Raw genomic sequence first — 15,310 nt, 5'->3', positions numbered from 1 at the left:
CGTGGATCGCTGCTTTCCGCGGCTACTCCTGTTGGGGTGAAAGGGATAGACTGCAGGGTAGCCCGTGATGTCATTGCGGATGTCAGCCCGCCTGCCTCCGGCTTTGCTCGACGGGCCCCTCGATCACCCGCAATCGGAGCACCCCGCCGTATGAGTACTGAGAAGGACCCGAGCAAAGGCTATGTGGCGATCCTCGGTTGGAGCATCAACTGCATCGACGCCCTGGACCGTTTCGATCGCCGCTACGTCATCGTCGCCCCGGAGTGGGCCGAGGAGTACGCCCGGGAGCACGATATCCCGTTTATTCCCTGGGATTTCGAGCGGCTGAATGACCGCTCCATGGAGATTGCCGAACGCCTGCGTGACGAGGGGGTGGATGTTGCCATCCCGCTGTTCGAGGAGACGGTGGAGTGGGCCGGGGCCATCAATGCGGTCCTCATGGGGGATCCGCGACTGCACGGGCAGGCCGTGCTGTTCCGCGACAAAGCGTTGATGAAGCGCCGCGCGCAGCTCGGGGGCATTCGTGTCGGCATCTTCGAAGAGGCCCACGACAAGGACGACGTGATCCGCTTCCTCAAGCGGGTGAACCAGACCCTGCTCAAGCTGGACGGGGATCCTAACGACCCCATTCACCTGAAGGCCTTCGACAAGGCAGGTTGCCTCGGGCACCGCGTCATCCGCACCCCGGATGAGGTGGATCTGATCCCTGAAGAGGAGTTCCCGGTGCTCATGGAGAGCCACCTGGACGGCTGGGAGTTCGCCGTGGAGGCGTGGATCCACGATGGCAAGATCCGCTTCCTGAATATCTCCGAGTACGTCACGCTCGGCTACTCGGTCTTCGTCCCGGCCACGCCGGAGCTGGAAAGCTGGCGGGAGCTGATCACCCGCGAGATCGAGAAACTGATCAAGACCTTCGATATCCGCTTCGGCTTCATCCACCCCGAGTACTTCGTGACCAGTGACGGGACCATGTACTTCGGCGAGGTGGCTTACCGGCCGCCCGGTTTTAAGGTCTTTGAGCTGCTCGAGCGTGCTTACGGCTTCAATGCCTATCAGGGTATGGTTCTGGCCTTCGATCCGAAAACCACCGAGGAAGAGATCACCGCCTTCTTCCCGCGCGAGGTGGTCGGCGCCAAGGGCTATGCGGGCTGTTTCGGGGTCTATCCGCGGCGGCGGGTGGTCAGCCGTCTGGAGATCCCGGAGGAGACTGAGCAGCACGAATACTTCGAGTACCACGAACTCACCCCGCCTCAGGAGGAGGTGGTCACCAAACGGACCGCCTTCGGTACCCACTGGGGGCTTGTTTACTTCTTCGGAGACAATCCGCACCGGCTCCGGGATCTGCTCAAACACCAGGAGGAGCTGGACTACTACGTCTGATTGGCGCCGTGCGCGCTCCCGGGCGGGGCGCGCACGATGGTGGTGCGGTGTGCGCAGCCGGCCTATCGGCCGGACGGCCTCAGTGGATCTCGCGCCCGGCAGCCCAGCTGGTGCGGGCGCGCCCGATGACCTCGCTGATGGCCTCCACCGGAACGGGTGGGTCGACGGCCTCCTCGCGCGGGTCGTAGTGGAAGATGTACAACCGTGAGAGGAACTGCGCGAAGGGCAGGGACGATTCCCCGTGGCGTTCGCCGTTGCCCTCGGTGGAGACCGTCACCCCGTCGCCCCAGTCCTGGGTACTGTCGTTATTGGGGTTGAAGAAGTAGACGCGTACCACGCCCTCCGGGTCCATGGAGACCCGTTCGATGGTGATGGCGTGCCACCCGACGAAGGCGGCGGTTGCATTGGTGACGGCGACCCCGGCCGGTTGTGGGTGGATCACCGGATTGTTGCCGTTGTAGCTCGGGTGGTAGCACCCGTAGAAGCGGCGGGCGAAGCTCGCCAGGTCGGGTAGGCTACCGGTGGCCACATCGACGGCGATGGAGAAGCCGCGGCCGACCCACCAGCCGTGGAACTCCGGGTTCACCCAGCGGTGGGGATCCTCCCCCCGGCCGACGCAGCGCCGTCCCATCTCGTGATAGATGGCGTCCAGGTGGGGTACGGCGACCGCCGAGACCGCATCGACATCCTCCAGCGAAGCCTCCGGGTAGCGCGCGAGGAGCGCCTGGGAAGACAGAGCCTCGCCCTCGAAGTGCGCCACGACGTCGTCGTCGCGCGCGGACCAGGCCACGATCTGCAGGAGGTAATCGGGATCGTTGCTCGACCACATGGACAGCGCCCGCGCCGACTGGCAGGTGGGGCTGTTGCCCTGTCCCAGCCCGCGCGGCTGCCCCAGGACGTTGATGGCCCCGGCTAGCAGGAAGGCCTCCGGGGCGTTCGCCGCGCCGGGGATGCGTTCGGTCAGGCGTCGACGGGCGGCGGCGGAGAGGGGCAGATGGATCTGTCGCCACAGGGCCGGGGCCACCGGTCCACTATAAAGGATGCCTCGTTCCAGCAGTCCGGCCAGGCCGTAAACCGCCTGGGCGGTTTCCGACCAGATCGCCCGGCGGATGAGGGTATGAACCAGTTCAGGGTAGCAGCCCAGCGCGTCGACGCCCGTGCTGCTCAGCCCCAGCGCGGCAGGCAGGAGTTCGGGAGCCTGATCGAGTGCGAAATGGAGGAAGACCGGGTGGTAGGGCGAGACCAGGCCGGTGTCGTGCATGGCGCGGCCGAACCCCAGGGCCTCGTTGCGCAAGGTGGTCTCGTCCATGCTGGCCAGGCGTTCCCGGTAGACCGCCAGCCCGGGGTCTTCCTGGCAGCCCCGCGTCGGACCGTAGAGGGCGCTGATCAGGCGCTCTGCCCCGCGCGCACGGGCGGCGGGGACCCCCGGCTCATCGCTGTCGAGGTAGACCGCGACACTGGTAATCATCTGTTTGACGTGGTCGACCACCACAGGGCGTTGCGCCAGGATGCGCCAGATCTCGCCGATCAGCTCCTCGATGACCTCGCCGAAACCGACCTGCTCGGCAATGAAGCGTTGATGGCGCTGCACCATGCCCAGGTTGCGTCCCAGGTGCACCCGCTCGGCCTCGCTGACCGGCCCGAAGATCAGCCGCAGGTTCAGGGCTAGGACCCGAGCCAGGAACTGCTGTGCCGCGTCGGCGTCGACTGTCGGGTTGGTGATCGTGCCATTGGCAATCGCCACCAGGCGGAGTTCACTCAAGCACTCAAGGATCAGGGTGTGGTCTTGAGCCAGCTTCAGGGTGTTGGCGGACAGGGCCGGTTGGAGGTGTTCAGGGTGTTCCCAGTCGCTTCCGGAGAAGATGCCGGCGTCGGTTAACGCCCCGATCCGCTCATAGGCCGCCGGGACGCCCTGGGGGTGGGTCATCAGGCGCCGCACCGATTCCAGAACTTGTGCCGAGTGGGTGAATTTGGCGAAGTGAGCCGTGCGTGCCAAGCGCTCGCAGGCGTCATCCACCCGTTGAGTCAGGCGCTCCAGCGCCTGCTCGGTGTCAGCGCGGGTATTTTCCATGGGGAAATAGTGAACTGCGCCCGCCGGTTTGTCCAACCGTCACCGGGCCAGGGCGACTGGCCCGGGCGGTTCGTGCGTGTCTGGCCGGTGCCCACGCCATGTGGCCGGGGGGCGCGGTGCAGCAGGGCTCAGTGCGCGATCCGCAGCTCCTCGCGGCTGCCGCCCTGCTGCTCCCACTCCTGGATCCAGCGCGGGGTGCGGCCCCGGCCGGACCAAGTCGTGTCGGGGTCGTGCGGGTGGCGGTATTTTGGGGGAACGCGGCGGCGTGAGGGCCCCGTACGACCGTTCAGATCGCTAAGCGCCTCCTCTAGCTTGATGCCGTATTTGGCGGCTACCAGGCGGATTTCTCTCTCGGCTTCCTCGATCCGGCTTCGGTCGCGCCTTTTGCGCTCTTTGGCCACGCGCTTTTCGAGGGTGTCGAGCTCTTGGTCCGTGAATGCCTCCAGATTGATGGCTTCAAGCTGCTTGCTGGTCATGGGGGTGTCGGCTCCTGGTTGGAGAATGCCCGAGGGCTGTCCGGGTCCGTCCCTTGACCGTTTATGCGACTTCCGGATTGTGGTATTTATCCGGAAACACTCATTTATATCTAACAAGATAACAGATCCTTTTCAAGAAGCAATTCATTGGGTCTGCGGGCCCCCAATTCTCCGATCTCTCTTTGATAAACCTGGGGATTCAATTGGCCCCGATCTGCAACACGCCCCCCGCTCGTTTCAGGTTGGATACGGGGCCGATGAGGCGTAGGCTCAAACTCGCAACGTAAACCGAGCGGAAAAGAGGTGACTAGCATGAGCGGAATCGACAAGAGTCGTCGGACCTTCCTCAAGGGCAGCGCTGCGGCGCTGGCGGCCCTGCCGTTATCGACCCTGCTCCATCACGGCAGCGTCCGGGCCGAGTCTCGCGCCGAAGACGGCCACGCCCACGATTACGTTAACGATGCGGCGGATGCCTCCGATCATGCGAGGTTCGAGGAGGGTCAGCTCTGCGAGAACTGTGTCTTTTGGGGGGAGGGGGTCGAGAACGGCTGGGGGCGTTGCACCCATCCGGACTTCGACGACGTGCTCGTCCGGGCTGAAGGGTGGTGCTCGGTTTACGCACCGGCGTCCTGAGAGGCGTGATCGGCTCACCCGCCGGGTTGGCCTAGAAGCGCCTGATTCGGCTTCTGCAAACCCAAGACTGCGCCGCCCGATCCCTCCGCAGAGGGACCAGGTGGCGCACGGTTCGTTTGGCCCCTGCTCGGGTCCAGAAAGGGACGTTCCCCTGAGTCGCTATGCCAGTTCGACGCCGCTTCGATCCCATGACCCTCGTTTTCCTGCTCCTGGCACTGCTTGCCGGCACCGCCGTTTACGTCCTCCACGGGCCGGCGGTCTGGGCGGAGGCACTGGCTCGGGCCGCCGAGCTGATGCTTCAGGTAGCGCCGATCATCCTGGCGGCGGTGCTCATGTCCGGGTATGTTCAGACCCTGATTCCCCGCCACGCGATCGAGCGTTGGCTGGGCCGGCGCAGTGGTGCCCGGGGGCTGGTGCTGGCTACCGCTGCCGGTGCGCTCACCCCGGGGGGGCCGTTCGCCGCATTCCCGCTGGTTGTGGCGTTGTTGCGCACCGGGGCCGCCTTCGAGGTGTGCGTGGCCTACCTGACAGCCTGGTCGGTGCTTGGCCTCAATCGGGCGCTGGTCTGGGAAGTGCCGTTCTTCGGCCTGGACTTCGTGGCGCTGAAGATGCTGGTTTCCTTGCCGCTGCCCTTCCTCGCTGCCTTGCTGGTTCGTCCTCTGGCCCGTCGTCTGATGCCGACGCCATGCTGACTGCCTTTCTGATCATCCTGGCCCTGCTGGCGGCTTCCGTGCTGCTGGCCCACTTTCTGCCCCATGCAAGCCATCGTGCCGCGGTGCAGGAGGGGGGACGTCAGCTTCGGCCGCTGCTTGCGCGCCTACCGGCGGCGTTGCTCGCTGCGGCGTTTCTGGCGGTGTTGATCCCGGAGCAGGCGATCGCTTCGCTCTTCGGTACAGGCTCGGGGTGGCTCGGCGTGCTCTTGGCCTCGGTGCTGGGAGGGTTCCTGCCCGGTGGGCCGGTGGTGGCCTTCCCGCTGGTAGTGGTGCTCCTGGAAGCCGGGGCTGACACCCCGCAGTTAATCGCTTTGCTCACGGCCTGGTCGGTGCTCGCCTTTCACCGGGTCGCCGCTTTCGAGTTGCCGATGCTCGGCGGCCGCGCCACCGGGGTTCGGTTGCTCGCCTCTCTACCCTTGCCGGTGATCGCCGGTGCGGGCGCTGGTGGTGTGGTCCAGGGCCTGGGCGCCTGGTAGTGCCTCTGCGCGTCGGGTGCGGTGATTGATAATAGGGCGGTCGCTCGACTGTGTGCCGTGCCGCCCGGGGGGGGGCGGCGCGTATCGGTAGGTCTTGCGATCGGAGAAGCGCCCGCCTTGGCGGGCGTTTCAGGTGATGTGCGGGGATGACTCGTCAAGGTCTGGTGGAGGCGGCGGGAATCGAACCCGCGTCCGCAGGAGCTACACCGTCGGTCCTACATGCTTAGCCGGTCTATTCTATTTAACGGCTGGGCGCCCGACCGGCAGGGCGTCCCATCCGCGAGCCCGTTGAGTTTCACGATGCCGGACCGGGCCGATCCGTGCATCGCTATCCTGCGTCTATGACTGCTCGTCAGCCGGCACAGGCACCGACTGGGAGCAGCTGGCGGGTGTTACGCCGCCAGGGCGTAGTTGTCGTCGTTGGCAACTATCTTTAAGTACAGCCTGTTTTACGAGGTTGACTGTAACCTCGGCATGCACCTCGGGTTTCGCGACCTGCGTCGAAGCCATGTCGCCCCCGTTGCAACTGAGTAGACAGTGTAAGGTCGCTGGAGTTCCACAGCAAGGCAGCGATCAGGCCGGCCGGGGCGACTCGGATCTCCGCCGCTCCGGTCAGCTGACCTTGTGCTTGAGCAGGCGTTCGCGTTGACGCTGCCAGTCCTGCTCCTTCTTATCCGCCCGCTTGTCCTGCTTCTTCTTGCCCTTGGCGACGCCGATCTCGATCTTGGCGCGGCCGCGTTTCCAGTAGAGCTTGAGCGGGACCACGGTGTAACCATCGCGATCGACGGCGCCGATCAGGCGATTGATCTCGCGGCGGTGAAGCAGCAGCTTGCGCGTTCGGGTGGGGTCCGGGTGGATGTGGGTCGAGGCAGTACTCAGCGGGGTGATGTTGCACCCGATCAGCCAGGCCTCGCCGCGTCGAACGAGGACATGGCTCTCGGTCAGGTTCACCCGCTTGGCCCGCAGCGCCTTGACTTCCCACCCCTCCAGCGCCAGCCCGGCCTCCAGGCGCTCTTCGACGAAAAAGTCGAAGCCCGCCTTGCGATTGAGGGCGATGACGTTGCCTTCGGTCTTTTTGCTTTTTCCGGCTTTCTTGCTCACGGGGCGCATTGTATCGACGCCGGCCCGCCGCGCAAAGCGCTCGTGCCGGGGCGATGGTTGTCGGGGGCGATACGGATCGTGACAATGGCCGGTCAAGGTCCGGAACGCTGGAGAACGGGAAGCCCCATGCCGAGTATCAGCCGAAGTGAGCTGGTCCCCTATACCGCGGTCGAGATCTACGACCTGGTCAATGACGTTGCCCGCTACCCGGAGTTCATCCCGTGGTGCAAGGAGTGCGAGATCCTCGAAACCAGTGAGGACACGACCCGCGCCCGGATGACCTTTGCCAAGGGCGGGATGGAGAAGTCGTTCGTCACTGCCAATCGCCACCAGCGGGGCAAGATGATCGACATCCGGCTCGTGGAGGGGCCGTTCCAGCGCCTGGAAGGGTACTGGCGATTCCGGGATCTGGGCGAGAGCGCGTCGAAGGTGACCCTGGATATGGAGTTCGAGTTCTCCAACCGGATCGTGGCCTACGCGTTCGGCAAGGTCTTCACCCAGGTCGCCAACACGCTGGTGGATAGCTTCGCCCGGAGGGCCCGCGAGGTCTATGGAGAGCGCGATGTCCTCTGAGGGGGAGCTGGGGATCGAGGTCGTCTACGCGCTGCCGGGGCAGCAGACGGTGTTGCGGGTCGAGTTGCCGGCCGGCAGCACGGCGGGAGACGCCCTGAACGCCTCCGGAGTGCTGGAGCGCCACCCGGAGATCGATCTGACGCGGCAGTCGGTCGGCGTGTTCGGGCAGATCGTCGGTCTTGATACCCCGTTGCACAATGGTGACCGCGTAGAGGTGTACCGGCCGCTGCAGGTGGATCCGAAAGAGGCCCGCAAGCGGCGTGCCGCCCGCAAGGCCTCCTGAATGACCAGGGGCTAGCGGGATGTCCAGTGGTCTTCGATCTCGACGAGCTCATCGCCATCGAAGTGGAGCGTCAGTCGCTTGCGGGCCTCCTGGCTGCCTCGGCGCTCGTAGAGGTAGTCCCAGCGATCGTCCTCGAAGGCGTGCTCCAGAACGGGGGTGCCGAGCCGCTGGCGGACTTGGTTCCGGCTCATGCCGACGGTGATCTGCTCGATGTCCTCTTCCTCAAGCAGGTTCCCCTGCTCGATCTCCAGTGGCTGCGCCAGCGGGAACTGACCGCCGCAGCCGTTAGCGACGGAGGCGCCGAGAACGCATAATAAGAATAACTTGCATTTGGATGGTGTCATCATAGAAGAGATGGTAGCCTAATGACCGAATCGACGAACAGTGGGCGAGGGGAAGCTGTGGACGCTGGTGGCTTGCGCAAGGCGGGGCTTAAGGTCACGTTGCCGCGGATGAAGATCCTGGAGGTGCTGCAGCAGAGCCGGCAGCGCCACGTCTCGGCCGAGGAGGTCTATCGGGCCCTGCTGGATGCCGGAGAGGACATCGGCTTGGCCACGGTCTACCGGGTTCTGACGCAGTTCGAGACGGCAGGCATCCTGGTCCGTCATAACTTCCAGGGCAGTCACTCCGTCTTTGAGTTGAACGACACCGCCCACCACGATCACATCGTCTGCGTGGAGTGTGGTCGGGTCGAGGAGTTCGTGGACGATACCATCGAGCAGCGGCAGCGGGAGACCGCCCAAGAGTATGCCTTTCGCATGACCGGTCACTCCCTCGTGCTCTACGGCGTATGCGCCGAATGCGCCGGTGACTCCGAATCCTGACAGCGCGGGCGGCGGCCGACCGTGCTCGCGTCGCCCGTGCCCGCTAGCTGCCGCCGCGCTCGAGCATCCGCTCGGCCGCGGCGCGCTCGTGATCGGTGATCTCCAGGCCACCGAGCATGCGGGCGATCTCCTCGATCCGCTGGGTGGTTGAGAGGGGGTCGACCTCAGTGCGGGTACTGCCCTCTGCCTCGGACTTGCGGACCAGGAAGTGGTGCCCGCCCTGGGCAGCCACCTGAGGCAGGTGAGTTACGCACAGGACTTGGTAGCGCTGGCCCAGTGTGCGCAGCATCCGCCCGACGACCTCGGCGACGGCGCCGCCGATGCCGGTGTCGGCCTCATCGAAGACCAGCGTCGGGACCCCGCTGGCGCGGTTGACCGTGGCGACCTGAATGGCCAAACCGAGGCGAGAGAGCTCGCCTCCTGAGGCGACCTTGGCGAGGGGGCCGGCGGCTTGGCCGGCATTCGTTCGGACCTGGAGTTCGATCCGATCCAGGCCGTGCCCGCTCGGGGTGGCCTCCGCCTCGAACTCGATCACCGGGATCAGTGCGGCGCCCGCCATGCCGAGCTCCGAGAGCAGCTGATTGACCTCGGTGGCCAGGCGATCCCCCGCCTCCTGACGCTGCCGGGAGAGTTGCCGGGCCGCCTCCTGGTAGCGCTCGACGGCCGCCCTACGTTCCTGGCGCAGGATCTCCAGACGCTGACCGGCGTTTTCCAGGCGTTCCAGTTGGGCCTGTAACGCTTCGAGGGTCTCGGGCAGCTGCTCGACCTCAACCCGATGCTTGCGCGCAAGATCCCGTAGGTCACTGATCCGTTGGTCGAGCGCAGCCAGCCGCTGCGGGTCGATCTCAAGCCCGTCGGCGAAGGCGCGCAGGGTCTGACAGCCCTCTTCGAGATGGGCCAGGGCGTTTTGGAACAGATCCGCCGCCTCGCCCAGAGCCGGGGCGAGGTCACGCCGTTCTTCAAGTTCGCGGACGGCCCGGCCGAGCAGGGCCTGGGCTGCGTGGTCGTCATCGGATAGGGCCTGGAGCTGGGTCTGGGCCAGCGTGATCAGGGATTCGGCGTGGGCCAGCCGTTGGTGCTCGTTCTCCAGCTCTGTCAGGCCGTCCGGGGAAGGGGCGGCCGCCTCCAGTTCATCGACCTGATGGCGCAGCAGGGCGAGGCGGTCTTCGTAGTCGTTGTCCTGGCCCTCAAGGTCGGTGAGTTCACGGTCGAGATCGCGCAGCTCGCGGAAGCGCTCGGCGACCTCGCGGCGGGCCTCGGTGGCCTCGGCGTAGGCGTCGAGCAGTTCTCGCTGAGTAGCGGGGCGGAGCAACGACTGGTGGGCGTGCTGGCCGTGGATGTCGACCAGCTGCTCACCGAGCTCACGGAGCATCTGCAGCGCAACCGGCGTGCCGTTGATGAACCCGCGGGAGCGTCCGTTGCTCTGGATGACGCGCCGGACAATGACTTCATCCTCGCCCTCAAGCTCGCGCTCGGCCAGCCAGCGGGCAATCCGCGTGGACGGGGGATCGAACACGGCGCTGACCTCGGCGCGGTCGGTGCCGGGGCGGACGATCTCCGCCTTGGCCCGGTCGCCCAGGCACAGGCCGAGGGCGTCGAGGAGGATCGACTTGCCGGCGCCCGTCTCGCCGGTGAGCACATGCATACCCTCGCCGAACTCCAGGTCGAGTCGCTCGACGATGGCGAAATCGCGGATGTGGATTTCCCTGAGCACAGCGCTTCTCCCTATGCGCCGAACGGTTCGATGTTGCACAGCGGCCCGCCCCAGCCGAGCTTGGCGCGGAGCAGGTTGAAGTAGCTGTAGCCCGGCGGGTGCACGAGGCGGACCGGGCTCGGATGGGCCCGTACGACGAGCCGGCTGCCCGCCTGCAGGGTCAGGTCGTTCTGGCTATCGCAGCTGACCCGGACATGTTCGATGAACCGCGGATGGACGTCGATCTCGATGCGGCTGCTGCCGTCGACGACCAGTGGACGGTTGCTCAGTGTGTGCGGGCAGACGGGGACCAGCAGCATGGCGTGCAGGTTGGGGTGCACGATGGGGCCGCCACCGGCCATGGCGTAGGCGGTTGAGCCGGTCGGGGTAGCCAGGATCAGTCCATCGGAGCGGTGGTCGCTGAGCGGCTCGCCGTCGATCCGCGTGACCAGCTCGATCATCCGTGCGGTGTTCCAGCGGTGCAGGACGACCTCGTTGATGGCCACGTCTTCGCGCAGCAGGGTGTCATCCTCGTTCGAGCGGATCTCGGCGTGGAGGAGCAGGCGCTCGTCGACGACGTGCTGACCGTCGAGAATCTGTGCGACCTCGTCCAGGTGCTCCGGGGCGATGTCCACCAGGAAGCCGAGGCGGCCGCGATTGATCCCCATCAGCGCCACGTCCCGGCGACCGGCCACGGCCCGGGCGATATGGATCAGGGTGCCGTCCCCTCCGATGGCGATGATCAGGTCGCAGGCATCGAGCAGGGTCTCGCGGGAAACCCGCTGCGGATGGCGGTCGTCGCCGGTCTCCGGCATGGACTGCTCATCGAGCAGTGCCGTACAGCCTCGCGCCTCGAGCATGGGAAGCAACCGCTCGACCAGTCCGGCGATGGCCGGGTCGCCCGGTTTGCCGATGATGCCGACGGTGGGGAAGGGCGGTGGTGGATGTTCGTCCATGGTCGGGAACGGTACCACGTCGCCCAGAAGGCGCCAATTGGCTGCCAGACAACGCGTTGACGGTCGCTTGTGGGGCTTGCTAGCCTCACCTGGCACTCGCTAGGGGTGAGTGCAAACCCTCCGCGAAATCGCGCAACCAGTGGTGCATGAGCCATGAGCCCGCCGCACGATCTGGAGCTGGGCGACCGCGCGCGTATCCTGCTCCGCACGCTGGTGCGTCGCTACATCGACAGCGGCAGACCGGTCGGCTCGCGGAGCCTTGCCCGCGATGCGGGGCTCTCCGTTAGCCCGGCGACCATCCGCAACGTCATGGCCGATCTCGAAGAGCTCGGGTACCTGGTTGCGCCGCACACCTCGGCCGGGCGGGTGCCCACCGACCGCGGCTTGCGCTTCTATGTTGACTGCCTGTTGCAGGTGCAGCCCATCGGGGGGGATACCGTCGAGCGGCTGCGCCAGCGCCTGGCCCGTGACCGGGACGAGGGCGCGGAAGAGCTAGCGGACTCCGCCTCGGATCTGCTCTCGCAGCTGACCCGCCTGGCCGGGGTCGTGACTCTGCCGCGCTGCGACTGGGCGGTACTGCGCCACGTGGAGTTCCTGCCTTTATCCGATTGCCGAGTGCTGGCGATCCTGGTGATCAACGAACGGGATGTGCAGAATCGCGTCATTCGTACCGAGCGCGATTTCTCCGAAGCGGAGCTTCAGCGCATCGCCAACTACCTCAATGCCGAGTTCGCCGGTTTGGAGCTGCCGCGGGTGCGCCAAAGCCTGCTGGCGGCCATGCAGGCGGATCAACAGCGGCTCGATGAGTTGATGCGCTCGGCGGTGGAGGTCGGCGAGAAGGCCCTGGCCGAAGAGCAGGATGACGAGGGCTACGTCGTGGCCGGCCAGACCAACCTGATGGAGTTTGAAGAGCTCTCCGATGTCGATCGGCTGCGACAGCTGTTCGAGGCTTTCACGCAGAAGCGCGATATCCTGCATCTCCTCGATCGCTGTGCACGGGCCGACGGTGTCCAGATCTACATCGGCCAGGAGGCCGGTTACGAGGTCTTTGACGGCCTCTCGCTGGTGACCGCGCGCTACGGGGTCGCCGGCGAAGCCGCCGGGGTGCTCGGTGTCATCGGTCCGACCCGCATGGCCTACGATCGGATCATCCCGATCGTCGATGTCACCGCCCGTTTGGTGGGGTCGGCCTTGAATCCGCCCCGTTAGATCCCCACACCTGTGTCCAGGCAGGAGACAGCGCACCCGGCCGAGGCGCCCGAGCCGTCGGGCGGTGCGCTGCGTGTTGACCGTTTTCTGGCTCAATCCAGCGGAGCAGCCATATGACTGATAACCAGCGACAGAGCACGACCGACGGGCAGCCCGAGACGCGCGATCCGGCGCAGGCGACGGCCGAGGCCGCTGAACAGACCCAGGCCACCCAGGCCTCGGCGGCCGTCGAGGGCGAGCTCCAGGACGGGAGCGCGGATTCCGCCACGGGTGCCAGCTTGTCGGCCGATGACGGCGCGGATCCCGAAGCCCTGCGACAACGCGTCGAGGAGCTCGAGAAGGCCCTGGCCGATGCCGAGCAGAAGGCCGAGGAGCACTGGGACCAGGTGCTGCGCATGCGAGCCGAGCTGGAGAACGCGCGGCGCCGCGCCGAGAAAGACGTCGACCAGGCCAAGCGGCAGGGACTGGAGAAGGTCTGCGGGGATCTGCTGCAGGTCAAGGACAGCCTGGAGATGGGCGTGCAGGCGGCCGAAGACGCCGAGGCGGATCGCGAGAAGCTCCTCGAGGGCTCGCAGCTAACGCTCAAGATGCTCAACCAGGTCTTTGAGCGCTTCGAGATCGAGGAGATCAACCCGCAGGGCGAGCGTTTCAATCCCGACTACCACGAGGCCATGGCGGCGCAGCCCAGCGACGAGCAGGAGCCGAATACCGTGCTCCAGGTGGTTCAGAAGGGCTACCGCCTGCAGGATCGCCTGCTGCGCCCGGCGCTGGTGGTGGTCGCCAAGAAGGGCGACGGCGGCGCGGGCAGTGGCGGATCCGTGGATGAGACTGCCTGAGAGCCGGCGGATCGGTCGGTTTGAGTCCCGGCCCTTGAAAAAGCCGATCGGGCACCGCACTTAAGGGGCAGTAGGCAATCAGGCCCGGACAGATTCAACGATTAGCAGGAGCGAATTATGGGTAAGATCATCGGCATCGACCTGGGCACCACCAACTCGTGCGTGGCGGTCATGGAGGGCAACAAGACCCGCGTGATCGAGAACGCGGAGGGGGATCGTACCACCCCGTCGGTGGTGGCCTTCGCCGAGGACGGCGAGGTGCTCACCGGTGCGCCGGCCAAGCGGCAGTCGGTCACCAACCCGGAGAACACCATCCACGCGGTGAAGCGCCTGATCGGTCGGCGCTTCGACGAGGATGTCGTCCAGCGCGACATCAAGGAGATGCCGTACAAGATCGTCAAGGCGGACAACGGAGACGCCTGGGTCGAGGCCCAGGGCAAGAAGATGGCGCCGCCGGAGGTCTCCGCGCGCACCCTGCAGAAGATGAAGAGCACCGCCGAGGACTACCTGGGTGAGGAGGTCACCGAGGCGGTGATCACCGTGCCGGCGTACTTCAATGACTCCCAGCGTCAGGCCACCAAGGATGCCGGCAAGATCGCCGGTCTGGAGGTCAAGCGCATCATCAACGAGCCGACTGCGGCGGCGTTGGCCTACGGCCTGGACAAGGAGGGCGGCGACAAGAAGGTCGCGGTCTACGACCTGGGCGGCGGCACCTTCGACGTCTCGATCATCGAGATCGCCGAGGTCGACGGCGAGAAGCAGTTCGAGGTGCTCTCCACCTCCGGCGACACCTTCCTTGGCGGTGAGGACTTCGACAAGCGGATCATTGACTACCTGATCCAGGAGTTCAAGAAGGATCAGGGCATCGATCTCGCGCAGGACCATCTGGCCCTGCAGCGTCTGCGTGAGGCCGCCGAGAAGGCCAAGGTGGAGCTCTCCTCGAGCCAGCAGACCGAGATCAACCTGCCCTACATCACCGCGGATCAGAGCGGTCCCAAGCACATGGCCATCAAGCTCACCCGGGCCAAGCTGGAGTCCCTCGTCGAGGATCTGGTTGAGCGCACCATCGAGCCGTGCAAAACCGCGCTCAAGGACGCAGGCCTTGCAGCCGGCGACATCCAGGACGTGATCCTCGTCGGTGGCCAGACGCGGATGCCGAAGGTCCAGGAGAAGGTCAAGGAGTACTTCGGCCAAGATCCGCGCAAGGACGTCAACCCGGACGAGGCCGTGGCCGTCGGCGCGGCGATCCAGGCCGGTGTGCTCGGGGGCGACGTCAAGGACGTCCTGCTGCTCGACGTCACGCCGCTGTCGCTGGGTATCGAGACCCTGGGCGGGGTGATGACCAAGATCATCGAGAAGAACACCACCATCCCCACCAAGGGGACGCAGACCTTCTCCACCGCCGAGGACAACCAGACCGCCGTAACGGTCCACGTCCTCCAGGGCGAGCGGGAGATGGCCAAGGACAACAAGTCCCTGGGTCGTTTCGACCTGACCGATATCCCGCCGTCGCCGCGGGGCGTGCCGCAGATTGAGGTCGCCTTCGACATCGACGCCAACGGCATCCTCAACGTCTCGGCCAAGGACAAGGCCACCGGCAAGGAGACCGGCATCGAGATCAAGGCCTCCTCCGGGCTGACCGAGGACGAGATCGAGCGTATGGTCAAGGAGGCCGAGGAGAATGCCGAGGAGGATCGGCGTCAGCGGGAGCTGGTCGAGGCCCGCAACCAGGCCGAGAACATGATCCACTCGACGCGCAAGTCGCTGTCCGATCTCGGTGAGCAGGTGGGTGACGCCGAAAAGCAAGAGATCGAGAGCGCGATCAGCGAGCTCGAGCAGGTCAAGGATGGCGAAGACAAGGACGCCATCGAACAGAAGACCCAAGAGTTGGCGACCAAGGCCGGTGAGCTGGCGCAGAAGGCGTATCAGCAGGCCGGTGGTGGCGACGAGGCCTCCGCGGATGCGGGCGCCGGTGAGACGGCGTCCGGCGAGCAGAAGGAGGACGTCGTGGACGCCGACTTCGAGGAGGTCAAGGACGAGGACGGCAACTCCCGTAAGTGAGCCGCAGCCGGCGGTCCGCCGTGGG

General features: G+C 65.9%; 16 protein-coding genes and 1 other RNA gene. 10 read left to right on the top strand and 7 right to left on the bottom strand.

Annotated features, from left to right (window positions below):
• Positions 1-150: 150 nt before the first annotated feature.
• Entirely contained in the window at positions 151-1,380 is a 1,230-nt protein-coding gene (locus tag HHAL_RS07540) for an ATP-grasp domain-containing protein (protein ID WP_011814280.1), read from the top strand.
• A 79-nt stretch (positions 1,381-1,459) separates the two neighbouring features.
• On the opposite strand, the gene HHAL_RS07535 is transcribed toward HHAL_RS07540, so the two are convergent.
• Together HHAL_RS07535 and HHAL_RS07530 are read right to left on the bottom strand one after the other, a co-directional pair.
• On the bottom strand, positions 1,460-3,451 hold the full coding sequence (locus HHAL_RS07535; RefSeq protein ID WP_011814279.1) for a hypothetical protein: 1,992 nt from the start codon (positions 3,449-3,451) through the stop codon (positions 1,460-1,462).
• Between the two features lie 128 nt (positions 3,452-3,579).
• Positions 3,580-3,927 (bottom strand): H-NS histone family protein, encoded by a 348-nt coding sequence (locus HHAL_RS07530; protein ID WP_011814278.1) that lies wholly within the window; start codon positions 3,925-3,927, stop codon positions 3,580-3,582.
• A gap of 312 nt (positions 3,928-4,239) precedes the next feature.
• Between HHAL_RS07530 and HHAL_RS07525 the strand changes: the two genes are divergently transcribed.
• The 3 genes from HHAL_RS07525 to HHAL_RS07515 all read left to right on the top strand — a co-directional run bounded on the left by HHAL_RS07525 (position 4,240) and on the right by HHAL_RS07515 (position 5,749).
• The gene (locus tag HHAL_RS07525; RefSeq protein ID WP_011814277.1) at positions 4,240-4,560 is read left to right on the top strand and encodes a high-potential iron-sulfur protein; all 321 of its coding nucleotides are present in this window, start codon (positions 4,240-4,242) and stop codon (positions 4,558-4,560) included.
• A gap of 161 nt (positions 4,561-4,721) precedes the next feature.
• Positions 4,722-5,252 carry a permease gene (locus tag HHAL_RS07520; RefSeq protein ID WP_011814276.1) on the top strand — a complete coding sequence of 177 codons (531 nt, stop codon included), beginning with the start codon at positions 4,722-4,724 and terminating at the stop codon, positions 5,250-5,252.
• Complete coding sequence (locus HHAL_RS07515; protein WP_011814275.1) at positions 5,246-5,749, top strand: hypothetical protein; 504 nt, start codon at positions 5,246-5,248, stop codon at positions 5,747-5,749. The genes HHAL_RS07520 and HHAL_RS07515 overlap by 7 nt, the downstream gene beginning before the upstream one ends.
• Positions 5,750-5,911: 162 nt before the next feature.
• On the opposite strand, the gene ssrA is transcribed toward HHAL_RS07515, so the two are convergent.
• Positions 5,912-6,268, bottom strand: a transfer-messenger RNA (tmRNA) gene (gene ssrA / locus HHAL_RS13050).
• Between the two features lie 93 nt (positions 6,269-6,361).
• A complete protein-coding gene (smpB, locus tag HHAL_RS07510; protein WP_011814274.1) occupies positions 6,362-6,859 on the bottom strand; it encodes an SsrA-binding protein SmpB in 498 nt (165 codons plus the stop codon).
• A gap of 117 nt (positions 6,860-6,976) precedes the next feature.
• Between smpB and HHAL_RS07505 the strand changes: the two genes are divergently transcribed.
• Complete coding sequence (locus HHAL_RS07505) at positions 6,977-7,423, top strand: type II toxin-antitoxin system RatA family toxin (RefSeq protein WP_011814273.1); 447 nt, start codon at positions 6,977-6,979, stop codon at positions 7,421-7,423.
• Positions 7,413-7,706 (top strand): RnfH family protein, encoded by a 294-nt coding sequence (locus HHAL_RS07500; protein ID WP_011814272.1) that lies wholly within the window; start codon positions 7,413-7,415, stop codon positions 7,704-7,706. The genes HHAL_RS07505 and HHAL_RS07500 overlap by 11 nt, the downstream gene beginning before the upstream one ends.
• A gap of 11 nt (positions 7,707-7,717) precedes the next feature.
• On the opposite strand, the gene HHAL_RS13045 is transcribed toward HHAL_RS07500, so the two are convergent.
• The gene (locus HHAL_RS13045; protein ID WP_011814271.1) at positions 7,718-8,053 is read right to left on the bottom strand and encodes an outer membrane protein assembly factor BamE; all 336 of its coding nucleotides are present in this window, start codon (positions 8,051-8,053) and stop codon (positions 7,718-7,720) included.
• A 54-nt stretch (positions 8,054-8,107) separates the two neighbouring features.
• Between HHAL_RS13045 and fur the strand changes: the two genes are divergently transcribed.
• The gene (gene fur / locus HHAL_RS07490) at positions 8,108-8,530 is read left to right on the top strand and encodes a ferric iron uptake transcriptional regulator (RefSeq protein WP_011814270.1); all 423 of its coding nucleotides are present in this window, start codon (positions 8,108-8,110) and stop codon (positions 8,528-8,530) included.
• Positions 8,531-8,573: 43 nt separating this feature from the next.
• Here fur and recN read toward each other — a convergent pair whose 3' ends face one another.
• Both recN and HHAL_RS07480 read right to left on the bottom strand, forming a co-directional pair.
• Positions 8,574-10,244 (bottom strand): DNA repair protein RecN, encoded by a 1,671-nt coding sequence (gene recN, locus HHAL_RS07485; RefSeq protein WP_011814269.1) that lies wholly within the window; start codon positions 10,242-10,244, stop codon positions 8,574-8,576.
• A gap of 11 nt (positions 10,245-10,255) precedes the next feature.
• Positions 10,256-11,179, bottom strand: coding sequence for an NAD(+) kinase (locus tag HHAL_RS07480; RefSeq protein WP_011814268.1), 924 nt, complete (start codon positions 11,177-11,179; stop codon positions 10,256-10,258).
• Positions 11,180-11,332: 153 nt separating this feature from the next.
• Here HHAL_RS07480 and hrcA point away from each other — a divergent pair, with 153 nt between their 5' ends.
• From hrcA to dnaK, 3 genes are all read left to right on the top strand, one after another.
• Positions 11,333-12,388 (top strand): heat-inducible transcriptional repressor HrcA, encoded by a 1,056-nt coding sequence (gene hrcA / locus HHAL_RS07475; protein ID WP_011814267.1) that lies wholly within the window; start codon positions 11,333-11,335, stop codon positions 12,386-12,388.
• A 113-nt stretch (positions 12,389-12,501) separates the two neighbouring features.
• Positions 12,502-13,224, top strand: coding sequence for a nucleotide exchange factor GrpE (gene grpE, locus HHAL_RS07470; protein ID WP_011814266.1), 723 nt, complete (start codon positions 12,502-12,504; stop codon positions 13,222-13,224).
• 117 nt (positions 13,225-13,341) lie between these two features.
• Entirely contained in the window at positions 13,342-15,285 is a 1,944-nt protein-coding gene (gene dnaK, locus HHAL_RS07465; protein WP_011814265.1) for a molecular chaperone DnaK, read from the top strand.
• The last annotated feature ends 25 nt before the right edge of the window (positions 15,286-15,310 follow it).

It is taken from the genome of Halorhodospira halophila SL1, assembly GCF_000015585.1.
Classification (GTDB): Bacteria; Pseudomonadota; Gammaproteobacteria; order Nitrococcales; family Halorhodospiraceae; genus Halorhodospira; species Halorhodospira halophila.
Note: the sequence above shows the minus strand (reverse complement) of the source record. Positions and strands in the feature narration are given on the sequence as shown.